General features: G+C 68.7%; 18 protein-coding genes and 1 tRNA gene. 6 read left to right on the top strand and 13 right to left on the bottom strand.

The window, feature by feature from the left end; genetic code table 11:
• Positions 1-24 precede the first annotated feature (24 nt).
• Complete coding sequence (locus OV208_RS32355) at positions 25-1458, bottom strand: serine hydrolase (protein ID WP_267577780.1); 1434 nt, start codon at positions 1456-1458, stop codon at positions 25-27.
• A gap of 367 nt (positions 1459-1825) precedes the next feature.
• On the opposite strand from OV208_RS32355, the gene OV208_RS32350 reads away from it, so the two are divergent.
• Entirely contained in the window at positions 1826-2632 is an 807-nt protein-coding gene (locus OV208_RS32350) for a DUF6463 family protein (protein WP_267577779.1), read from the top strand.
• A gap of 34 nt (positions 2633-2666) precedes the next feature.
• Here OV208_RS32350 and OV208_RS32345 read toward each other — a convergent pair whose 3' ends face one another.
• Together OV208_RS32345 and OV208_RS32340 are read right to left on the bottom strand one after the other, a co-directional pair.
• Positions 2667-3302, bottom strand: coding sequence for a hypothetical protein (locus tag OV208_RS32345; protein WP_267577778.1), 636 nt, complete (start codon positions 3300-3302; stop codon positions 2667-2669).
• A 538-nt stretch (positions 3303-3840) separates the two neighbouring features.
• Complete coding sequence (locus OV208_RS32340) at positions 3841-5121, bottom strand: S8 family peptidase (RefSeq protein WP_267577777.1); 1281 nt, start codon at positions 5119-5121, stop codon at positions 3841-3843.
• A gap of 770 nt (positions 5122-5891) precedes the next feature.
• Between OV208_RS32340 and OV208_RS32335 the strand changes: the two genes are divergently transcribed.
• On the top strand, positions 5892-6116 hold the full coding sequence (locus OV208_RS32335) for a hypothetical protein (RefSeq protein WP_267577776.1): 225 nt from the start codon (positions 5892-5894) through the stop codon (positions 6114-6116).
• 110 nt (positions 6117-6226) lie between these two features.
• On the opposite strand, the gene OV208_RS32330 is transcribed toward OV208_RS32335, so the two are convergent.
• From OV208_RS32330 to rpsU, 8 genes are all read right to left on the bottom strand, one after another.
• A complete protein-coding gene (locus tag OV208_RS32330) occupies positions 6227-7465 on the bottom strand; it encodes a styrene monooxygenase/indole monooxygenase family protein (protein ID WP_267577775.1) in 1239 nt (412 codons plus the stop codon).
• Positions 7466-7675: 210 nt separating this feature from the next.
• Positions 7676-9475, bottom strand: coding sequence for a DUF4157 domain-containing protein (locus OV208_RS32325; protein ID WP_267577774.1), 1800 nt, complete (start codon positions 9473-9475; stop codon positions 7676-7678).
• Between the two features lie 141 nt (positions 9476-9616).
• Positions 9617-9689, bottom strand: a tRNA-Ile gene (locus OV208_RS32320).
• A gap of 91 nt (positions 9690-9780) precedes the next feature.
• The gene (locus OV208_RS32315; RefSeq protein ID WP_267577773.1) at positions 9781-10110 is read right to left on the bottom strand and encodes an MGMT family protein; all 330 of its coding nucleotides are present in this window, start codon (positions 10108-10110) and stop codon (positions 9781-9783) included.
• Between the two features lie 89 nt (positions 10111-10199).
• Entirely contained in the window at positions 10200-12320 is a 2121-nt protein-coding gene (gene rpoD, locus OV208_RS32310; protein ID WP_120545696.1) for an RNA polymerase sigma factor RpoD, read from the bottom strand.
• Positions 12321-12410: 90 nt separating this feature from the next.
• Positions 12411-14246 carry a DNA primase gene (gene dnaG, locus OV208_RS32305; protein WP_267577772.1) on the bottom strand — a complete coding sequence of 612 codons (1836 nt, stop codon included), beginning with the start codon at positions 14244-14246 and terminating at the stop codon, positions 12411-12413.
• Between the two features lie 270 nt (positions 14247-14516).
• Positions 14517-14975: a GatB/YqeY domain-containing protein gene (locus OV208_RS32300; RefSeq protein ID WP_267577771.1), complete on the bottom strand. Its 459-nt coding sequence runs from the start codon at positions 14973-14975 to the stop codon at positions 14517-14519.
• A 112-nt stretch (positions 14976-15087) separates the two neighbouring features.
• Positions 15088-15282: a 30S ribosomal protein S21 gene (gene rpsU / locus OV208_RS32295; RefSeq protein WP_014395136.1), complete on the bottom strand. Its 195-nt coding sequence runs from the start codon at positions 15280-15282 to the stop codon at positions 15088-15090.
• Between the two features lie 116 nt (positions 15283-15398).
• Between rpsU and OV208_RS32290 the strand changes: the two genes are divergently transcribed.
• Entirely contained in the window at positions 15399-17012 is a 1614-nt protein-coding gene (locus OV208_RS32290) for a HEAT repeat domain-containing protein (RefSeq protein WP_267577770.1), read from the top strand.
• A 120-nt stretch (positions 17013-17132) separates the two neighbouring features.
• On the opposite strand, the gene OV208_RS32285 is transcribed toward OV208_RS32290, so the two are convergent.
• Together OV208_RS32285 and OV208_RS32280 are read right to left on the bottom strand one after the other, a co-directional pair.
• Positions 17133-18044: a GGDEF domain-containing protein gene (locus tag OV208_RS32285; protein WP_267577769.1), complete on the bottom strand. Its 912-nt coding sequence runs from the start codon at positions 18042-18044 to the stop codon at positions 17133-17135.
• 71 nt (positions 18045-18115) lie between these two features.
• Entirely contained in the window at positions 18116-19177 is a 1062-nt protein-coding gene (locus OV208_RS32280) for an asparaginase (protein WP_267577768.1), read from the bottom strand.
• A 104-nt stretch (positions 19178-19281) separates the two neighbouring features.
• Here OV208_RS32280 and OV208_RS32275 point away from each other — a divergent pair, with 104 nt between their 5' ends.
• From OV208_RS32275 to truD, 3 genes are read left to right on the top strand one after another with little or no spacing between them, the layout of a single operon-like run.
• Positions 19282-20235 (top strand): DsbA family protein, encoded by a 954-nt coding sequence (locus OV208_RS32275; RefSeq protein ID WP_267577767.1) that lies wholly within the window; start codon positions 19282-19284, stop codon positions 20233-20235.
• Positions 20236-20242: 7 nt separating this feature from the next.
• Positions 20243-21559, top strand: a complete 1317-nt coding sequence (locus OV208_RS32270) for a DUF4388 domain-containing protein (protein ID WP_267577766.1) — start codon at positions 20243-20245, stop codon at positions 21557-21559.
• Positions 21556-22584, top strand: a complete 1029-nt coding sequence (gene truD / locus OV208_RS32265) for a tRNA pseudouridine(13) synthase TruD (RefSeq protein WP_267577765.1) — start codon at positions 21556-21558, stop codon at positions 22582-22584. The genes OV208_RS32270 and truD overlap by 4 nt, the downstream gene beginning before the upstream one ends.
• The last annotated feature ends 9 nt before the right edge of the window (positions 22585-22593 follow it).

Genomic DNA, 22593 nt, shown 5'->3' with positions numbered 1-22593 from the left:
GCGGCGCCAGGCCCACTGACGGCCTCAGCGCGGCGCGGAGGTCGTGATGATGTCGTTGATCATCGCCGCCATCTCCATCGATGCGCCGACATCGAACTTGTCGATGGACATGAAGAGTCCAATCCCGCGAGCGGGCGAGAACGCGGCGAAGCTGAACACGCCATTCGTGCCCCCGGCCTTTTGAAGGATGAACGGCCGGTCGCCACCGGGCATCATCACGACCCAGCCGAGCCCCATCGCATCCATGTGGCCGGACTCGTCCAGACCGAAGACGGGCTTCAGCCCGTCACGCTGGACGTAGGCGGCGTGGTCCAGAAGCCGCGTCTCCGCATCGAGCCGCTCCGGGTCCCCGAGGGACTGCAGGTGCCACGCGAGCCAACCGAGGATGTCCTCGGGAGTCGAGTACAGGCCGCTGGCACCCCGAGGCGTGGGGTCGTGCCGCTGTGGCCAGGGCTTGCCGTCGGAATCGTAGCCGCCGAACAGGTTCTGGGTGCGGTCGTCGGGACTTCCCGCCTTCCAGGGAGGCGTGTCGAACGAGGTGTGGTCCAGGTGGAGAGGGGACAGCAGCTCTCGCTTCAACAGGTCGTAGTAGGAGGTGTCGCCCGGCTGCTGGCACCTGGCGTACAGCGTTCGGGAGAGGGCGTTGAAGCCGACGTTCGAGTAGAGCGCGCCTGTTCCGGGCGGGAACAGGACGGACGGCAGATCGTCCTTCGGTGCCTTGAAGTCGATGTTGGGCTCCACCTCGCGGGGCAGGCCGCTCGTGTGCGTGACCAGGTCGATGAAGCGGATCGCGGGATTTTCTCCGAGCGGCTCCGTGAAGTGGGCCGCTTTCTTCGCGACCATCCTGGCGAGCAGGTGTCCCGTGAACGCCTTGGTGATGGAGCCGATCGGCACGAGCGTGTGCTCGTCAGGCACGAGGAAGCCCTGTTCATTCCCCCACCCCTGCACCGTGCTCGCGAACGTCCCATCCGCGGCTCGGACAACGGCTCCAAGCACCATCTTGGGGAGTTTGTATTTGAGGAAGAAGATATCACCCGCGAACGTGGCGCCCTCCACGATGGGCAGGAGCCGCGCATGGGCCGCCGAGAACGGGAACATCTTGTTGAACTGATATTGGCAGATGAGCTGGCCGCCCGCGTCATGGAAGGACTCCATGGCGAACCCATACTGTTTGTCGAGAGGCTCGGGCACGATGCCATTCCCGCTATAGAGCCCGAGGACGCCCGTGATTTTCTCACCTTCCTTCAGGAGGTAGCACGTGAAGTCCCGGCTGGCGCGGCTGAGTCCGAGGTAGACCATGGCCTGGAGCGGGGCCGTCTGCCCATTCCACGGAAGCTGCGCGACGTCCGAGTACTGCTCTGGACCGGGCACGAGCCGGCTCCCCACCTGGACGCTGATATCCTCCGGGGCAACCCCATCATGCCCGGTCACATAGAGCGTCTGTCTTACGTCAGTCATGATGCGAATGATGGGATTGTCAATGACGGAATTGCCCACGATGTCCTCCCTTGCTTGCAGCGAGCGTGCCGCACCATCTGACACAGAGAGTTTAATCGAAGCAAGCACTTGCGTCGCTGTTCATGGGTTCGCATGCCGCGGATGGAGTCGCTTGCGGATCCTCAATTCTCCTGTCTGGCCATCAATGGTTTGCAAGGTGTTGCCGCCAGGGTCCTCGCGGTGCGGGGCGTCCGGCTTCACGAGAAGCGGTGGAACCGATGCAGGGTCGCCTGTCGACCGCCACGACGGTCTCTCCGCCCTCTCTGCAGGCGTCAACGCGGCCTGCTCAACAGGCTGCAGCGCAGGGGCCAGCGCAGCAGGCGTGGTGTTGAGCCCCAAGTCGCAACGCGTGTTCGACAGCGTGGGCAGGGACGACCGCGCCCGCGCGGTGGCCTTCTGGTTCCTGGCAATGGGCGGAGCGCTGCTCCTCGCCAGGGGCCTGTGCCGCTGGCTGGAGCGCGAACTGGACCGGCCGCCCCCGACCGGCTTCGGGTGGGGGCTGCTCGCGCTGGGCCTCTTCTGCGTGGTGCCCATGCCCATCACCGGAGCGTGGGTGCTCTTCCCGCTGGGACTGGGCGTGCTCTTCCAGTCCCGGACGCCCTCGCCGCTGCCAGAGGTGCTGCGCCCCTTCGCGGAGGGCGCGGACCACATGGACGTGAAGACAGTGGAGTCGGAAGCCACGCTGCGCGAATTCCTCGCGGCGCTGCTGTCGTACCAGCCCGCGTGGCTCACGGCCCTGTATGGGGTGCGAGGTGTCTTCGTCCGGCTGCTGGGGATGCGTCAGCACGGCGTGCCCCGGCCCCAGCACCTGCGCCCCGAGGACGTCCCCATGGCCCCTGGCAGCGCGGCCTCGTTCTTTACGGTGCGCCACGCGGAGGATGAGCACGTCTGGGTGGTGGCCGCGACGGACAAGCACCTGGAGGCCACCCTCGCTGTCGTCGCGGAGCCGGCGCCGGGCGATGGGGTCCGGCGCCGCTTCCACGTCGTCACGCTGGTGCACTACCGGAACTGGGCCGGGCCCGTGTACTTCAACGTCATCCGGCCCTTCCACCACCTCGTTGTCGGAGGCATGGCGCGCACCGCGGCAAAGGCAGTCACCGCAGCTTGTTCGACCAATGCTCCGCCTCGGAGATGAGCCTGCCCGGGCGTCGCCCGGACGCGGGCCGGGACTAGAAATGGAGCTGCATGCGCACGCCGGGCTGGATCCAGGCGTGCACCCTCCGACCGTCGCTGGAGAATTCATGGGAACCGGCCCGTCTGTACTGGCCCAGCGACGCGGAGAGGTAGGGACCCACCGCCACCGTGCGATTGAGCCGCAGGTCCACGCCAACATGCGCGTGCCCCAGGTCGAAGCCCTTATACGGTAGGGAGCCGGACCCTGGCGCTTCGGCCTCGAACTCCACCGTGGCGTCTTCGAAGCCCAATCCCACGCCAACCCAGGGCGACACGAACGCGCCCGGCTGGAAGTGGTAGTCCAGGTCGATGCCGTACCGCCTCACAGTGGAGCCGCACAGGGCCTCGAAGCACGCATCGTGCGCTCTTCCAAAGCCAAGCTGGAAGTAGACGCCCAGCGAGAGCCGCGAGTTGAAGAAGTACGCGAGCTCCACCTGCGGTGCCACCGTCTCGCCGATGAGGTCCGCCATCTTCGCGTTCCCGACCGTATTCCCCAACGGGATGCCATAGGCCGCGCGAAAGCCCAGCGCGAACCCCGCGCCCTTGGGCTCGAGCGGCTGCGCCTCCACCGGCGCGGCCCACAGCAGGAAGAGGGACACCATCAACGAAGAGAAGAAAGGACGAGCAGTCATGTCGTTCACGCGAATCGCCGGCCGGTGGGGGGCTGTGACGGCGCCGCGCATTGCAAGGCCGCAGCCAGACCGCCGCCCCAGCCGCGTCCCAGACGAGGACTTGTCTTGGGCATGGCCGGAATGCCCTGCCATTCACGACATGGATGTCGGGCCTGCGGGTTGCCGCGTTCGGCCACCCTTCGCCGGACACGGACTGCGCCTGCAAGGTGGTCCACTGCGCCTGCGCGTCGACAACGGTCACCCCGTCTTCAACCTAGGCGGGGAGGGCCTTGTACCAAAGCTCCCCAAGTGGGAGCGGAGCCGAAGCCGCAAGAGGTGAGCCGTCATTGAGGCAGCGGCGAAGGCGGAACGGAAGAAGGAGCGGAGACAGCGACGGGATGGGGCCGTGCTGCTGCGCAGGACGCTCACGCTCGACGTCTTCGCCTGTGCTTGGTGTGGAGGGCGGCGCTGGGTGCTGGCGTCCCTGACGGCACCCGAAGGGGGACGCGGCATTCCGCGCTCACGGGCGCCTGCGCGTGAGCACGGGCGCGGGACGTGCCTACTCCCCGCCGTTCCGGACGGTGGGGGCCCGCGAGGGTGCGATGAAGCCCGAGTAGGCCATCCGGTTCGGTGAGCAGTGCCCGGGGTTGGCCACCTTGTCCGGCGTGGCGTTGCCCGTCATTGCGGTGCTGACCTCCTGCGGCGCGGAGGCGGGATGGGCCTCCAGGAAGAGCGCGATGACGCCGGTGACATGCGGGGTGGCCATGGACGTGCCGCTCAGCAGTCGGGTCGCCGTGTCATCGCTGGCCCAGGCCGAGAGGATGCCCTCGCCGGGCGCGAAGACGTCCACACAGTCGCCGTAGTTGGAGAAGGACGCCCGCCGGTCCACGCTGGTGGTGGCACCCACGGTAATGGCTTCGGCGGTGCGCGCGGGAGAGCGCTTGCACGCGTCCTGGTTCTCGTTGCCCGCCGCCAGCACATACGTCACGCCCGACGCGATGGAGCGGCGCACGGCATCGTCGAGCGCCGCGTCCTCCCCGCCGCCCAGGCTCATGTTGGCCACCGCCGGGGACTGGTGGTGCTCGGTCACCCAGTCCACGCCCGCCACCACGCCCGCGGTCGTCCCGGAGCCCTCGCAGTCCAGCACGCGCACGGCGTGCAGCGACGCGCTCTTGGCAATGCCATACATGTTGCCGCCCACCGTGGCGGACACGTGGGTGCCGTGGCCGTTGCAGTCCACGCCGTTGCGACCGTCATCGACGGCATCAAAGGCGATGTTCGCCCGCCCGGCGAACTCCTGGTGCGTGGGGCGCAGGCCCGTGTCGATGACGTACACGTGCACGCCCCGGCCCTGCGTCTGGTACAGGTAGAGCTGATTGAGCGGCAGGTCGCGCTGGTCGATGCGGTCAATCCCCCACGTCGCATCGGACTGGCTCTCGTCGAGCGTCACCACGCCATTCTGTTGCACGTACTCCACCTCGGGCGCGGCGGACATGGCACGCGCTTGCTTCTCGCTCATGCGCGCGGCGAAGCCCCGCAGCGCGTGCGCGTACACGTGGAAGGCCTTGCCGCCGAAGCGCTCGGTGAGGCTCCGCGCGCCCACCACCGGCGCCAGCGCGGCGTCCCCTTCCCGGGGATCCTTGAGCACGACGACGTACTCACCGGGGACCGGCTTCGCGACGGTGAGGAACTTCTCGCGCACCGGTGTCTGCACGGACGCGGTGCCACGGCAGGGTGTGTCATCGGGTGGCGGTATGGGATTGCCCGCGCTCCGGCACGCCGACAGCAGGAACAGCACGCAGGCGGACGCGACCGTCCGCGACAGGAGCTTCAGCGACATGGGTTCCCCCGGGGTGGCACTTCCAGCTTCGGCCGGAAGCCGGGAAAGCAACGCTGACGCGGCCTTCCCGATGAAGTAACGCCTTCTGACTCAAAGTGGTCCCTGCCCCGCGGAGCCGCGAAACGTCCGAAACCCCACCCGTGAAACATGATGCGTTGCTTGGGCTTCAGGCCTCGCGCGTGTGACGGGTTCCCAACAACCCGGGGCCGAGGCGCAAGCCACGGGCCCTACGCCGCGACTCGCTGAACACTCGGGCGGATCGTGCTTGTGGCTCCAGGCCCGAGCCACGTTCCCCGCGTCGCAGATCGTCGAAGCGGAGGGTTGCTGACGGGTGCCACGAGGGCTGTGCGCCTCGCCTCCTCCGTACCTGCTTGGGGGAACGCCCGATGACCGAAGCTGCCACCTGGCTGCCCACGGTCATCGTCAGAGCCCGGGAGGGCCTGCGGAACACGTGAGGCTACGGCTGCTGGAGGTAGACCCGCACCGAGGGCCCGCCGTTGGCACGCCAGTAGCCGCCTTGTCTGGCACAGCGGTCGTGCATCAGAATTGCCGCAAGTGCAGCGCATGCGCCCTCGTGCTCACCGCTTGGCTGGCATTCCTTGCGTGGCCCAATGGGCGTCCTCTACTACTGTAGGCGTATGCGAACCGTGGATGAATGGAAGGCAACGCTGCGTGCCGCGCTGAAAGACGCACTGCGCACTCGAAATGCACCTGCCTCGGCGGTCCTTCGGGAAACGCTCGCCGCCATCGACAATGCCGAAGCGCCCGACATGAGCGTCGCGCCTGCATCGGTCGGTGGCGGCATCGCCGGCAGCGCGGGGGGACTCGGGAGTGGTGAAGTGGCTCGACTGCTCTTGTCCCCGGAGGCGGTGGACGCGCTCATCCAGCGCGAAATCCAGGAGCGTCGCGACGCGGTGGCGCTCTACCTCCAGCTCGGCAGGCCCGAAGAGGCCCGCGTGCTGAGTGCGCAAGTGGATGTGCTCCTGGCGCTTTGAGAAGAAACCCGGCCCTCTCTTATCGGAGCGCAGTGCCAGCGAATGCTGGCTGCCCGCGACCAGGGCGACCACTCCGTCCAGGCCAGACACCTGGCCCGGTCGACGTCGAGCTAGGCGGCGGTCGCCTGCTGGATGCGGGCCTCGGTCTCGGCCGGGTTGGCAATCCAGGGCCAGAAGCGCTGCGGCTCTCCGAAGTTGTCGAAGAAGGTGTCGCCCAGTGCCGGCACCTTCGAGGCGGCCCCGAGGTACTGCATCACGTGCGGCGGAGGCGGCTGGAGCAGCATGTTCGTGAACCCGGTGATGTACTGGCCCTCGGTCCGCCAGAAGTGCTCGAAGGTCTGCTCCATCCAGTCCGGGGTGAAGGGCTGGTCACCGTGCGCGAGGATGGCCTGGGTCACGGCGTGGGCCTGCTTCGACGCGCTGTTGAGGCCCTGGCCCGCGATGGGGTCGTTGAGCATCACGACGTCCCCCAGCCCCATCACGGCCCGGCCCGAGGGGAGCCGTCCCACCGGCTTGCGCACCGTGGGCGTGAACGCGCCGGTGAGCCAGGACGACTCGTCCACGATGGCGGCGTCCTTCAGCCGGTCCTCCACCCACGGTGAGAAGTCGTGCATGACGTCCTTCATCCGCGCCATCGCGTCCCGGGCGGTGGTGAGGCCGCGGAAGCGATCCAACCCCTGGCCGGGGATGGCCTCCAACAGGATGCATTGCAGGGGGCCGCGGATGCTGTCGAAGTACGGCATGGAGAAGTATTCGCCATGGCCCGCGGCCAGGATGAACTTGAGCGCGGGGTAGGGCGTCTCGTGCAGCGGCTTCATGCCGGTGACAATCATTGCCATGAGGTTGCGCTGCGGCTGCGTATGGGGGCTGCGCCCGGCATCCCGCTCGAACAGCGACATGAAGCTGTTGCGGCCCGCGGTCACGAGCACCAGGTCATGCCGGGGGGCGAGCGCCTCCAGGGCCTCCACGTCCACGTCGCGCACCACCACGGTGCCGCCGCGCCGCTCGAACTCCGCGAGCCAGCGCGAGTACTTCGCCCGCAGGTCCAGGGCCTTGCCCGCGTTGAGGATGCGTCCCCGCACGTTGAGCGCGCGCTGCCCGGGGGCCATGCAGATGTCGAGCTCGCCGCCCTGGGCGTACTCCCCCGGGCCCGTCCAGAAGTCGAGCCCCAGCTCCTGCTCGTACTGGTAGGCGCGGCCAAAGAGGTAGGTGGTGGCGGCGAGCCGGGCGTTGAAGAGCTGCTCAGCAGTGCGGTCCGAGTAGACGGTGACAGGGTAGCCCTTCGCGAGCAGGCCGAAGGCAAGCTGCAGGCCCGCCTGGCCCGCTCCAATGATGCCGATGTTCCTCATGGTCCCCCCCTGGGGTTGATGCGTGGGCATGACGCCCTCCCGGAACACTACGCAGTGGGGGCGCGGTCCTGGCAATCCGTACCGCGGGATGTGGGGAGGTCGCGCCTGCTTCGCTCCTGGGACATCGAGGCCCCGGGGGCCCTTGCGAACCGTCCAGTCCATGGGAGCCCTTGCATGCAGCCATTCCCAGCAGACCCGCCAGGGCTCCGGCTAGCGCCCGCAGCGACTGAGCTTGGAGACGGTCAGCGTCAGGGCATTGGCGAAGCCGTGGGCGTAACAGCTCTCGTGCCAGGACTGGGCGATCAGCGGATCATTGATCTGGGTGGGCACGCGGGTCATCTGGAAGAACGACCGGAGCTCGCCGCCCTGGAGTTGGGGACCATCGCGATCCTCGTAGTTGCGGGCGTAGTTCTCGAAGGTGATGCGGTCCGCTCCGCTCTCCGCGACCACCCCGCCCCAGTGGTACTCCCACACCGGTGCACTGTAGACAGGCGGCGGAATGGGCACCACCGGACGGGGAGCCACCTCGTCCCGCATCCGCATCCAGTTGCGGTGCTGGGCATCCTGATAGCGCTCCATGGCGCCCACCGAGTATGTCTGGAACGCATCGCCCACCCGTGGGTCCGCATAGGCATTGATGCCCAGCCGGAAGAGGATCTGCTCGTAACGTGTGGCGAGCGTGTTGCCGTTGAGGTTCACGCCGTTGATCGTCATGGGCGCATGGGCACGGACCCGGTTCACCATCCGGCCATAGTTGCGGCCGATGGGGCCGTAGTAGCCCGCGAGTGCCGCCATCTGGGCATTGGGGGTATTGGCACCCACCAGCGCGTTCTGTAGTCCCACCTGGTAATCGTTGACCGCGTGTTGCCGGGCCGCGGCGGCGTTAGGCCCCTCTCCCTGTCCATGGAAGAGGAACGTGGTGATGAGTACCGCCAGCCGGAAGGCAATGTCGCCATGGGCCGGGTAGGCAGGGGCCCACCCTCCGAGTTGCCAGCGCGGCAGATTGAGGAAGAGCTGATTGCCGGACTGCTTGAGCCTCACGGTGCGCTGCGCGTCCCGCTGCTCCCCCATGACCTTGCCGGAGATCTCATTGCAGTTCTGCGAGACGGGGGGCTCGAACAGCCCGTTCTCGGACATCGCCACCTGGAACAGTCGCTTGGGTCCCGGGCCGTTCAGGAACGGCAGACAGCCCGGCTGAGCGGGGGGGCCGATCTCGAGGTAGCGCGGCCCGGGGACCTTGGCGATCCGATAGCTGGAGCCCGCGGACCTCAACGCGCGGTTGCACCGACCGATGGCGCTGTCCGTGGCGAAGAAGTACTTGGTCTGTTCGTGGTGGGGATCGGTGTCCTCGATGGCGAGCTCGTTGTCATCCGAGACCCGGAGATTGACCTGGTTGTGCGGCCGCACCATGACGTTCGCCGACCCAGCGTCGATGAGGAAGCTGTCCCCGTGCGTCTTCGGGTGGGGGAGGGGCCGCACTCCGTCCCGCTGCGTCTCGAAGACGGCGTTGTGGAGATTGACGTCCTGGGCGCCGAACTGGGCGTTTGGGATGACGTGGTACGCCTGAAGCGCTGGGGTGGGCGAAGCCCACCGGCCCCGGCCCGCCCCCGGAGCCGCGAAGTGCGCCCGCTCACCCGAGAGGGCACGTACCGCCAGGGCCTCGGCCTCGGCCTCCAGGGCCCCATCCACGAGCAGCCCGGCCCCGCCGTTCCCATGAGGTACGCGCCCCGCGCGCTGTTGCAGCACATGCACCAGCTCATGCGCGAGGATCCGGGTCCCGTGAGCCGAGTCCAGCTCCAGTGCCCCCGGAGCGAAGAGGATCTGCTCTCCCCAGCACAGGGCCTCCGCCCCCAACCTCGCGACCAGGGGATGCTCGTGCAGGCGCACACCGCTCAGCTCGGCCCCGAAGGCGCGCTCGAACCGGACACGCAACTGCTTCGGGAGTGCCCAGCCCCGAGCGCAGGCCTGCTCCAGGAGCGAAGGGGAGATCCAACGGTGCCGAGCATCCAAGATCAGTGTTCCCAGGCTATCGGGTCATTTCCCGTGAGGGACGAATCCTACACCCGGGGGCTCCCAGCTCACGCGAGCGCCTGAAGACGGACCGCACCTCCGACCCGGCTTGCAGCAGGCGTCAGGCGGGGGAGAGGAAGGTGGGCCCTCCTGGATTCGAACCAGGGACCAATCGGTTATGAGCCGACAGCTCTAACCGCTGAGCTAAGGGCCCTCGCGTCTCTCCCGCCCGTCGTGAGCGGAAGGCCTCACGCGGCGGCGGGCCGACTATCTCCCCGCGCCCGCGCGCGTGGCAAGGCCCGCCGTCAGTCGTCGCGGGCCTTGTCGAGCACCACGCGGAACACCTGTCCGCGCTCGTTCACGGTGACGCCCTCCAGGCGCAGCCGGCGTGCCTGCTCGTGGGCCACCGGCGGCGCCAGCGTCCCGTCCGAACGGATGACGCGCCACCAGGGCACCTGCGTGGCCTGTCCCGGAAGGTGTTTCAACTCCCGGCCCACGCCGCGCGCCGCGCCGGGCCGTCCCGCGTAGAGCGCCACCTGCGCGTACGAGCGCACCTCACCCCGGGGGATGGCGCGCACCTGGCGCATCACGGTTTCGGAGAAGGGCAGGGGTTCAGCGGGCTTCTTCGGAGGCACGAGAGAGCTCGGGGTGAAAATGAGAAGGCCCCCAGTCCACGACGAGCGGGAGCGGGGGCCTTCAATCCATCAGGTCAGCGGACCTCGCGTCAGCTCTCGACGAACGAGCGCAGGCGCTTGGAGCGGCTGGGGTGGCGCAGCTTGCGCAGCGCCTTGGCTTCAATCTGGCGGATGCGCTCGCGCGTCACCTCGAAGTCCTGGCCCACCTCTTCCAGCGTGTGGTCGCTCTTCTCGCCAATGCCGAAGCGCATGCGCAGGACCTTCTCCTCGCGCGGCGTGAGCGTGGCGAGCACCTTCCGCGTCTGCTCGGCCAGGTTCATGTTGATGACCGCGTCCGCGGGCGACACGAGGCTCTTGTCCTCGATGAAGTCGCCCAGGTGGCTGTCCTCTTCCTCGCCAATGGGCGTCTCCAGGGAGATGGGCTCCTTGGCGATCTTCAGGACCTTGCGCACCTTGTCGAGCGGCAGCTCCATCTTCTCCGCGATCTCTTCGGGCGTCGGCTCGCGGCCAATCTCCTGCACGAGGTAGCGGCTCGTGCGGATGAGCTTGTTGATGGTCTCGATCATGTGCACCGGGATGCGGATGGTGCGGGCCTGATCCGCGATGGCGCGGGTGATGGCCTGACGGATCCACCAGGTGGCGTACGTCGAGAACTTGTAGCCGCGCTTGTACTCGAACTTGTCCACCGCCTTCATCAGGCCGATGTTGCCCTCCTGGATGAGGTCCAGGAACTGCAGGCCGCGGTTCGTGTACTTCTTCGCGATGGAGACCACGAGGCGCAGGTTCGCCTCCACCAGCTCGCTCTTCGCGCGCTCCGCCCGCTTCTCACCCAGCCGGATGGCGTCGTAGTTGCGGCGCAGGGCGTCCACGGGGAGGTTGGCTTCCTCCTCCACGCGCTTGATCTTCCGCACCGCGGTGCGCACGTCGCGGTCCAGGACCTCGAGCTGCTCGGCGGTGAAGTTGAGCTGCTTCTGGAGCTTCTTCGCGATGTTCGGGTTCTCGCGAGACTCCTTCAGCTGCGGGCGCAGGTCCTTCATGGAGACGCTGTAGCGACGCTCCAGGTCGCCCAGCTCCTCCTCGGCCTTCTCCACGCGCTCGATGAGGCCCTTGAGGTTCACGACGATGCGGTCCACCTGCTTCTTGTTCAGCCGCATCTCCTCCAGGACCTCCATCATCTTGGTCCGAAGGTCCTTCACCTCCTGCTTCAGCTCCTTCTTGCGCACCTCCGTGAGCTTCTTCTTGCCGGAGAGTTCCTCCTCCAGCACTTCGCAGTCCTTGGCGAACTTGCGGAAACGCTCGATCTGCTTGGAGATCTGCTCGATCTTGTTCAGCTCGCTCTGCGCGAGCTGCGCGGGAGCCTCGGCCTCGGAGACCTCTTCGACGGCCTCCTCCGCGTTCTCCGACTGGGCCTCTTCGGGCGCGTCCTTGATGACGTCGCGCACGCGCAGCTTGCCCGTCTTCAGGCGGTTGCTGATGTCCAGGATGTCCGCCACGGCGACGCGGCAGGCGAGCAGGGCGCGCAGGACTTCCTTCTCTCCCTCCTCGATGCGCTTGGCGATCTCCACCTCGCCCTCGCGGGTGAGGAGGCTGACGCTGCCCATCTTGCGCAGGTAGAGGCGGACGGGGTCGTTGGACTTGCCACCCGGCTCGTCGTCCTCGTCCTTCTCGTCCTCGTCCTGGTCTTCCTTCTCTTCTTCGACGGCGACGGTGGGCTTGATCTCGTTGGACTGCGCGGCCTTCTGCGCGTCGACGATCTCAATGTCGTTGTCGCCGAACATGCTCATCACGTCGTCGATTTGATCGGACGACACGATGTCGGCGGGCAGGGCGTCATTCACCTCGTCGTAGGTGAGGAAGCCCTTCTCGCGGCCGGCGGCGAGCAGGTCCTTCACTTCCTTGCGCTCGGCGACCGGGTCCTCCTCCACGTCGTCCTCGACGGCGTCGGGGTCGACCTGGACGGCGGCGGCGGCCTCTTCAGCGGCCTCCTCCGGGTCCACGTCGTCGGCGAGGGCGGCCACGCCCTTCTTCTTCTTGATCTTCTCGGGTGCCTCGGCGGTGGCGTCCTTCGCCACCAGCTCCTTCTCCTCGGCATCCGCAGCCTTCGTCACCTTCGCCACAGGGCTGTCCGGTGCCTTCTTCTTGCGGATCACCGGATCCACCTTCTTCTTGGTGGGCTTCACGGATGCCTTGGAGGGCTTCTGCGTCGGCATTCGGGTACTTCTCCTTAAGAAAATCAGGTGCTTTGGCCTGGGCGAGCCGGCCGATCTACCGCAAAGTCGAGCTTTCTTACAAACGCGAACTCAAACCGGTTGCATTGGTGCCTTTGTTCCCGTTCCCGAGGAGGCGGGTCTGAGCTCGTCCAGGACGCGCTTGCGGAGCGCCAGCAGCTCCTTGCGCTCGGACAGCAACTGCCGCGTCTCCTCTGTCAAATCAAAAGCCCCCGGCGTCTGTTCCGTCGCCCGCTTTATATAAACGAGCCGCTCGTCGATCCGCCGCACCATGATGTCGCGGCACACCTGGACGAACTCCCCCTCCAGCTCCGACCCCCCGGGGGAGAGCCGGCGACCAGCCTCCAGGAGCGCTCGTTTCACCACCTCGGTGGCCTCGAAGAGCGCTTCCTCCACCCCCTGTCCAGAGGTGGTCTGGGCCAGCACCATCCGCAGGCCCATGTGTGACAACTCATCACACACGCGGAAGACATCCCGGGTGAGCAGCCGGGGCTCCCGGAGCACGGCGGCCACGTAGAGGCACTCGGATTCCGGGGGAGGGCGCTCCGCCTGGGGCTTGGGGACCGGGCGGGGGACGTCCTGGGACCCCATGGGAAAGCCGCCGGGCCCGGCCACGGGCTTGGGCGTGGGGGGCGCCTTGTATTGCAGCGATGTTTCAATCTGCGCCGGCATCCAGCCGAAGTGCCCGGCCAGCGCGCTGATGAGCGTGGAGCGCGTCAGGCCCGGGGGCACCTGGGCGGTGACGGGCTTGAGCCGCTCCAGGGCGGCCATCTTCTCCTCGAAGCTCGCCTGCTTGCCCGTGGGCAGCAGGGTGGCGAAGAGGTAGGCGGTGAGGGGCTGGGCGCCCTCCAGCAGCTTCTCCACGCCGTCGGTGCCTTCCCGGCGGGCGAACACGTCCGGGTCGTCTCCCTGCGGCAGGAGCGCCACCCGGGTGGGGGCGCCCGCGGCGAGCAGGGGACCGGCCAGGCGCTCCACGGCGGCGAGCCCCGCCGAGTCCCCGTCCAGCAGCAGCACCAGGTCGCGGGCCTCCGCGCGCTTGAGGCCCTGGAGGTGGCCGGCGGTGAGGTTGGTGGAGCACAGGGCCACCGCGTGGCGCACGCCCACCTGGTGCAGGCCGATGCAGTCGAAGTAGCCCTCCACGAGCACCGCCGTCTTGCGCTTGTGGATTTCGTCGCGCGCCTGGTCCATGCCGAAGAGCGTCTCGCTCTTGTTGTAGAGCCGGGACTCGCGCGAGTTGAGGTACTTGGGCCCGTCCTCGGCCGCCACCAGCCGCCCGCCAAAGGCGATGGGCCGCCCTTCCGGCGCGCGGATGGGCACCATCAACCGGCTGCGGAAGAAGTCGATGCAGCCATCGCCGCTGTTGCGCTTCGTGATGAGGCCCGCCTTGAGGCCCCAATCCATCATCCCGTTCTTCTGGAGGCGGTCGGCGAGCAGGCTCCACTCCGCGGGCGCCCAGCCCAGGCCGAAGCCCTGGGCCACCTCGTCGGTGACGCCCCGGCTCGCGAGGTAGGCCCGCGCGGAGCGGCCCCCGTCCTCCCACAGGAGGGAGCGGAAGTGTTCGGCGGCGAAGTCCGTGGCCTCCTTGACCTGCTGGCGCTCCTTGAGGCCCGGGTCCTGCGCGGCCTCCAGGTCGATGCCCACCTCCTGCGCCAGGTCCCTCACCGCGTCCTGGAACGTCTTGCCCAGGTAGCGCTGGATGAAGGACACGGCGTCGCCGCTCGCACGGCAGCCGTGGCAGAAATAGAAGCGCTTCTCTGGCACCACGTAGAACGAGGGCGTCTTCTCCTGGTGGAACGGGCAGCGGCCCTTGAATTCGCGGCCGGCCTTCTTCAGCTCCACGTGGCGGGACACCAGCGTCACGATGTCCACGCGGTCGAGGACCTCCTGGATCTTGTGTTCTGGAATCACGACGCCCCTCCCTGCATCCGCATGAGCGCGGCCATCCGCCTGCCATCCTGACCGCAGGGCCTGACACGTCCGGGCCAGTGGCTTCCCTGCTTGCCCGCCCTCCTGGGTGGGGGGCGCGGGCGGGGGGAGGACACCGGAAACGGACGACTTGAGGATCAGCAGTTAGCGGCGAGCGGGCGAGGGATCAAAAAATCCGCTCCAGAGCCCGGTGGATTGGGAGGGCGCCTGGAGGAAATCCTCCGGCGCCCGCTCCCGGGGTGCGGCCGTGGTTCAGGACAGCTTGGACAACTGGGCCTTCACTTCATCGGAGACGGCCCGGCCTTCCGCGCGCCCCTGGATCTTGGGGTTCACGTTCTTCATGACCGCGCCCATGTCCTTGGGACCCTGGGCTCCGGACTCGGAGATGGCGGCCGTGACGAGGGCAGAGAGCTCCTCGGCGGAGAGCTGCTGGGGCAGGTACTTCTGCAGGACGGCGATCTCCTGCTCTTCCTTCTCCGCAAGCTCGGGGCGGCCTCCGGCCTTGAACTGGTCGACGGATTCGCGGCGCTGCTTGATGAGGGTGTTGATGACCTTCTGCACGGCGTCGTCGTCCAGGGCGGAGCCACCCGGCTCGACTTCCTTGTACGTCACGGCGCTCTTGAGCATCCGCAGCACGCTCAGGGTCAGCTCGTTCTTCGCCCGCATCGCGTCCTTCAGGTCCGCGGCGATGCGCTCTTTCAGGGTGGCCATGTCGGGGTTCCTCACAGGCGGCGAAGGGGTTCGCCAAGCCAAGGGGATGGGACGGCAAGAGCCAGGGCACCTGACATCTCAGGGGCGCCCCGGCTCCTTTACTGCGGGCCTGCTAGTACGACTTGCGGGCCTTCTTCACAGCGCGCTTCTTGGCGGCGAGAGCCTTCTTCTTCCGCTTCACGGAAGGCTTCTCGTAATGCTCGCGCTTGCGGATCTCGGAAAGGATTCCGGCCTTCTCGGTGGCCTTCTTGAAGCGCTTGAGGGCGCTCTCGATGGATTCACCTTCCTTCACTCGAATACCGGGCATGCAGTCACCTCCTTCCGCCTAGCTGGATGCGATCTGAAAATTTTCAAAAGGGCCGGGGGTATGGCGCAGCAGGGCGCAAAAGGCAAGGAGACCCGCACGGAAAGGATGGGGGCGGGGTGCGCTACAGTGTCCACCGCGTGCGTTGCCTCCTTCTCCTGGTGCTCCTGCTGGCAGCCAGTCCCTCCCGGGCCGGGACGGTGGCTTCCGAGTGCTGGTCCTCCTGTCGTCGCCATGTCACCGACCCGTCCCTGCGGGCCCGGACCTGCCCGGTGTGCGTCACCGGCGGGCGGGTGGACAGCTGGGTTGCTGGCCTGGGGGCCGGCGGTCCGGAGGCCCAGGTCGCCCTGGCCTCCGCGCTCAAGGACCCCAGTTGGCGGGTGCGCTGGGCGGCGGTCCGCGCCGGGGCCCGAAGTCGGGGGCTGACGGACCGGCGGGCCCTGGCGGACTGGATCACGGAGACCCCTCCGGAGGCGGACCTGGGGCCGTGCCTCACCGCCGTACGCGCCGCGGCCGACGCCGGGAAGTCCACGGCGGACTTCCTCCATGACGCCGGGGCGCGGGGGCCGTCCGCCGCCGCGCGGGTGTGGGAGCGCAAGGAGGGCATCCGGCAGGTGCTCTTCCTGGAGATGTTCGCGCAGGAGCCCTCGGTGAGGATGCCCGCCCTTCTGCACCTGGCCACGTTCCAGGGCCGGTCGGCGACGCGGGTGGTGCTGGACGCGGTGGCGTCGCGGCCCGTGGCGGGGGATGAGGTCATGGCCTCGCTCCTGTTCGCCGTCGCCGAGCGGCAGCGTGCCTCCGTGGGCCGGCTGCTGCTCGCGGAGGCGAAGCCCCCGGACGAGGCCGCCGTCAACCGGCTCTTCGCCGTGTACTCGCGTGAAATCGACGCGCTGCGACCGGATCTGGGGTCGGGCGATGCGCAGCGTCGGCGCACGGCGGCGGCGGGCCTGCGCCGCTACGGTCCCCTGGCGAGCCGCGAGTTGGAGGCGGCCCTGGGCGATGGGGATGCCCGCGTGCGCGAGCATGCGGCGCGGGGCCTGGCGGAAGCCGGCGGCAAACCCCTTCGCGAAGTCTCGCTCCAGGGCGTGAAGGCGGCCGAGACGGCGGAGGCCGCCCGGCCGTGGCTGGAGGCGATGGCCCATGAGAAGGGGTGCGCGGCCTTCCTCCGGGACGTGGCGGACGGGCGCAACGCGCGGACGCCGGAGATCCAGGGCGAGGCGGTGGCGGTGATGGGGGACTGCACGGAAGGCGGGAGCCCCATGCGCCGTCTGGCCCCCTATGCATCCTCGAAGGTGCCCTCGGTGCGGGCGGGGGCGGTGCGCGCGCTGGGCGCGCTGCCTCGCAACCCGGAAGCGTTGGAGCTGGCGGCGACGGCGCTGGAGGACGGGGAACCGGAGGTGGTGGCCGCGGCGCTGGACGTGCTGGCCGCGTACCGGCAGCCGTCGCGCGGGGATGACGCCGCGGGCCTGCTGGGGTCGGATCATCCGGCGGTGCGGGCGGCGGCGGCGCGCGCGCTGGAGTTCGTGGGCCGCGCTCCACACGTGCGGGTGCTGGCCGAACGCCTGCTCACGGATCCGGTGGCGGAGGTGCGCGTCGCGGCGGCGCGGACGCTGACAGTGCTGGGCGGGCCGCAGGCGGTGGCGGCGTTGAGCGAAGCGGCGGCACGGGACGCGGACTCACACGTGAAGCACGTGTCGCAGGAGGGTCTGCGCCGGCTGGGCTTCGGTCCCTGAGCTCGCGCGGGTCTTTACGGCGTAAAGACCGAGCCGAGACGCAGGGCCGCGACGGAACTCATGGGGCCACGTCCCCGGACGGCGTGAGGCCCGTTGATCCGGGCCTCATCGTGGATCCACTCACGCGCCGCTGACGGCCTTGGCGTCCACGCGGTTCCTGCCCGCGTGCTTGGCGCGGTAGAGGTACTTGTCCGCGGCGGAGATGAGGTCCTCCGGCTGGGAGAAGTCCGAATCCAGCAGCGTCGCCACGCCCAGGCTGATGGTCACCTTGATGGGCGTGCCGCTGAAGATGAAGTCGGCGCGGTCCACCGCCACGCGGCAGCGCTCCGCGCACGCCAGGGCCGCGTCCTCGGCGGACTCGCGCAGCATCAGCGCGAACTCCTCGCCGCCGTAGCGCGCGAGCAGGTCCTCGGTGCGCACCGTGTCCGTCACCCGCTGCGCGATGCGCGTGAGCACGAAGTCCCCGGCCGGGTGGCCGTACACGTCGTTGATGCGCTTGAAGTGGTCCACGTCGAAGAGCACCAGCGACAGCGGCACGCGGTGGCGCAGGCAGTACGCGAACTCCTTGCGCACCGTCTCCATGAAGTACTTCTTGTTGTAGACGCGGGTGAGGCCGTCGCGCGTGGCGGACTCGTAGATGCTGCGCTGGTACTGCTCCTCCAGCGCGTCCTGGATGCTGAACTTCAGCACCGTGTTGGAGCCGATTTGAATCTTGTCGCCGTCGTACAGCGGCGCCGCGCTCACCTTCAGCCCGTTCAGGTACGTGCCGTTGGTGCTGCCCAGGTCCACCAACTGGAAGCGACCATCCCCGATGGCAACCACCTTGGCGTGCTTGCGGGAGATGCCGTCGTCCTCCACCTGGAACTGGGCCTCGGAGCTTCGGCCCAGAATCACTTCCGAGCGGTCCAGCTTGAACATCCGCCCGATGCCGGCGGCGGACTTCGCGCTGATGACGATCAGGTACGCGCTCTGCTGCTGGGCACTGCCCAGCAGGTCCGAAATGGAATGGACGGAAGTTTTCTCCTCGGACATCGCGCCTCCCATCTTACGGGCCGCCTTTTCATGGCGGCAAGCACACCCACACGCCTTTCACACACCCGGTGTCAGCCGACCCGCCCCACCCGGGCCGGCCGGCGCCGTTTCTTGACGGGCCTGGGAACTGTCGGACGCCCGACGGACAGCTCTCCAGCCACCGGAGTCCGCAGGAAGCGCGCCAGGGCCTGGCCCCCCCGAGGGTGCTCGGCCAGCCCCTGCATCAGCTTCACCAGCGCCGCCGACGGGGTCATGTCCGCACCGCCCACCGCGCCCTGTTCCAGGGCCATGGCCCCGGACTCATAGAGCGTGAGGTCCACTCCGTTGCGGTAGGCTTGGCTCACCACCAGCACCGGGATGCCCCGCTCCCGGGCCTCCACGAAGAGCGGCTGGAAGGAGCGCCCCAGCTCCTTCGCCATCGGCACGTTGCCCGCCCCATACGCCTCCAGCACCAGCCCCTTCACGTGGGGCAACAGCTGCAGGGGCAGGGCGGGATCCAACCCCGGGTATACCTTCAGGAGGAAGACGCGCGGATCCAGCTCCGCGTGCAGCCGGAAGGGGCCCTTTGCTTTCAAGCCCTCCTCGAAGGTGGCGTCCACGCCCAAGGTGCCGAGCACGGGGAAGTTGGGGCTCTCGAAGGCGTCGTACTCGGCCACCTTCACCTTGCGCGTGCGGTTGCCGCGGTACAGGTGCGAGTCGAAGCAGATGGTGACCTCGCGCGGCCCCTGGATGGCGGAGAGCACCGCGTCGATGAGGTTGAGCCGCGCATCCGAGCGGATCTCCCCCAGCGGCCGCTGCGAACCCGTCAGCACCACGGGGCAGGGCGGGTTGCGCAACATGAAGGACAGCGCACTGGCCGTATAGGCGAGCGTATCCGTGCCATGGGTCACCACCGCCCCGTCGAAGTCAGGTAGCCGACGGTGGAGGTGGGCGGCCATCCGGCTCCAGAGCTCGGGCTGCATCTCGGAGCTGTCGAGGTTGGAGAACAGCTCCAGCTCGATGTCCGCGAGCTGGAACAGCTCCGGGACGCGCTTGCGGAGGGTCTGGAAGAAGGCCGCCGGACGCAGGGCGGAGGGGCGGCCGCCGGCCATTCCGAGCGTGCCTCCGGTGTGCAGCAGCAGGACTCTGGGCATGGTTGGGAGGCCTCCCTGCCAAAGGCCGCCTTGCTTTACAAGCCCTGCGCGCGTGGCTAAGACCCGCGGCCGTGCTCCTCTCTTGTTGGAAGCGTGTTGCTCCCGTGCTGGCCGCGGTGACCCTGCTGGGGGTCGGCTGTACCAAGAGCGCTGAGATTCCGGCCGCCCCCGCCCCCAGGGCGGCGCCTCCCGCCGCCCCGGCCCCCACGTCGGCTCCGAGCCCCGCCGCCGAGGCGCCCTCCGCGGATCCGGCCCAGATGCTCACCGGCATCCCGGGCATGGACTTCTCCGCGTTGCCCCCGGCCGCCAAGCGCGAGCTGGCCACGGTGTTCAGCGACGAGTTCTGCTACTGCGGCTGCCCCCATGCGCTGGGCGCGTGCCTCAAGCAGCACACGGGCTGCAAGCACGCCAAGCGGATGGCCCGGCTGTCCGCCCGCATGGTGAACGAAGGTGGCCCCGCCAGCGAGGTCATCGTCGCGCTCTCCAAGTACTACGGCTCCTTCCGCGAGCCCCGCGCGCCGCTCAAGGTGGACCCGCGCATGTGCCAGGGCGACGCCAACGCGCCCGTGACGGTGACGGAGTTCTCCGACTTCGAGTGCCCCTTCTGCGGCAAGGCCCGGCCCATCCTGGAGGGCTTCGCGAAGAAGCACCCCACCGAGGTGCGCTTCTGCTACCTGCCGTTCCCGCTGTCCATCCACGCCAACGCCATCCCCGCCGCGCAGGCGGTGCTGTGGGCGCGCGACCAGGGGAAGTTCTGGCAGATGCACGACGCGCTCTTCGGCCAGCAGGAGAACCTCAAAAAGGAGGCGCTCCCCGCGCTGGCGAAGTCGGTGGGCCTGGACGGGGACAAGCTGGCCGCCGTGCTGAAGACGGAGCAGTACAAGGACGAGATCGACGGATTCCTCGCGCAGGGGCGCATGGCGGCCATCACCGCCACCCCTTCCGTCTTCTTCAATGGGCGGGCGTACGACCTGGGCTTCCAGGAAGGGCTGCTCGAGCACAGCATGGAGGACGAAGTGGAGTGGCGCGCGAACAACAACGCGTGGGCCGCGGACTGACACCGGGATGAGCCAACGCTTCCGCATCGATGGCGCCGCGCAGCTGGTCCCCGAGGACCGCACCGGCATCCCCGCGCTCGCGGGACGCTCGGGCACGTACGCGCTGATGCCCACGGCGCCCGACCTGCTCGTCTTCTCGCGCCAGCCTCCGGAAGGGGGCTCCATCCCCACGCCCCGCGTGGTGCTGGCGGGCGACGCGGGGGGCTTCCCGCTGTCGGACCTCATCGCGTTCCTGAGCCAGTCACGCTGGAGCGGCGTCGTCCGGGTGCATACGCCGGGTGGCGAGCGCTCGCTGATGATCCGCGAGGGCGAGGTGCGTGGCGCCGCGTCCGAGGAGCCCTCGGACCGGCTGGGCGAGGTGCTGGTGCGGCTGGGGTACGTGGACCGGGCCCAGGTGGAGGCGGTGCTGCGCGAGCAGTCGCCGTCGAAGATTGGCCGGGCGCTGGTGGAGAAGGGTCTGCTGCAGGCGCACGACCTGTTCAAGTGCGTCACCCACCAGGTGAGTGAGATCTTCCACGCCATCGTGCTGTGCCGAGAGGGGGCGTTCTTCCTCATCGACCAGCCGCTGGACGAGAAGACGGGACACTCCATCCAGCTGTCCACGCAGAGCCTGCTGATGGACAGCATCCGGAAGATCGACGAGCAGGCGCACTTCCGCAAGCGCATCCCCCACGGCCGCATGTACGTGGCGCGCAAGCGTCCGTCCGACGGCAAGCTGGAGGAGGACGAGGACCGGGTGCTGGCGATGCTGGACGGACGGCGCACGGTGCTGGAGCTGGGGCACGCGGCGCGGCTGTCCGAGTTCGACGTCACCAAGGTCGTCTTCCGGCTGCTCGAAGGCGGGTTCGCCGGGCTGTCGGACAAGCCCGTGGGCGCACCCGTCGCCGCGCCTCCGGAGAAGGCGGCCGCGCAGCGTGCACGCCCCGTGGCGCGCGCCGTGGCGCCGGTGGATGCCCGCCCGGTGGCGCGCGTCTTCAACTTCATCTTCCGGGAGATCCGCGACGAGGTGTCCCGGCAGGGCATGGACCCCGCGTTCATCGCCGCGGCCAACGCGGCGCTCTCCGGACAGGCCCTGTCGTCGTCGCCGGTGCTGGAGGGGCTCGCGTTCGCGGCGGACGGCAGCCTCCCCGAGGGCCGGCTGATGGAGTCCTTCGAGAAGCACCGCGCCCAACTGGGCAGTGAGCCCCTGGCCTCGTTCCGTCAGGCGCTGAGTGACGTGATGTTCTTCCTGCTGTTCCAGGCAGGGGAGTTGCTGGAATCGCGCGCGGATGAGGACCTGGCCCGGCGCGTGAAGGAACTCCTGGCCACACTCGAGGCACCGTGACGGACGCTGGTTCTGGTTTTCCCCGGCTGACGGCCGACGTGCCCGGATGTGGGGGCGCCTTCAAGCTCACGCCCGACGACTTCGAGGTGGAGGAGCTGCCCGCGTACCTGCCGTCTGGTGAGGGCACGCACCTGTACCTCTGGGTGGAGAAGCGCGGCCGGGACACGCGTGAAGTGGTGCGCGCGCTGGCCGCCGCGATGGGCGTGCGCGAGGACGACATCGGCGTGGCGGGGATGAAGGACCGGCAGGCCGTGACGCGGCAGTGGCTGTCCGTGCCCGCGATCGCCGAGCCGCGCCTTGGGGAGTTCTCGCTCGACGGCGTGAGCGTCCTGGAGTCGAAGCGGCACGGCAACAAGCTGCGCACCGGGCACCTGAAGGGAAACCGTTTCCGGCTGCGGATGCGTGGCATCCGGGACGTGGGCGCGGCGCGTGAGACCTTCGCCCGGTTGTCCGCGCAGGGCGTGCCCAACTACTTCGGGGAGCAGCGCTTCGGCCGGGCCGGGGACAACGCGGACCTGGGCCGGCTCCTGCTCCTGGGCCAGCGCCTGCCGAAGCGGCCGGATCGCTTCCAGCGCAAGCTGTACCTGTCCGCCTTCCAGTCCCGCCTCTTCAACCAGGCGCTGGTGCAGCGGCTGGAGGCGGGGACGTTCGCCACGGCGCTCCTGGGCGACGTGCTGCGCAAGGAGGAGACGGGTGGCCTCTTCGTGTGCGAGGCGCCGGAGGTGGACAACCCCCGCGTCGCCGCGTTCGAGGTGAGCCCGGCGGGACCGATGTTCGGCCCGAAGATGACCGCCACGCGGGGCGAGGTGGCGGAGCTCGAGGCGAAGCTGCTCGTCGAAGCGGGCGTCACGCCGAGCGACTTCGTGCGCGGTGGGGATGAGACGGAAGGCACGCGCCGCCCGTACCGCGTGCGGCTGGGCGCGCCGGACCTCACGGTGGATGGCGAGGACGCGGTGCTCACGTTCGAGCTGCCACGCGGCGCCTACGCCACCGAAGTGCTGCACGAACTGCTCAAGGACGGCTGACGTTCGCAC

The sequence above is a fragment of the Corallococcus sp. bb12-1 genome, assembly GCF_026626765.1.
Lineage (GTDB): Bacteria > Myxococcota > Myxococcia > Myxococcales > Myxococcaceae > Corallococcus > Corallococcus terminator.
The sequence above is the reverse complement of the archived record's forward strand: the minus strand, read 5'-3'. Positions and strand labels throughout refer to the sequence as shown.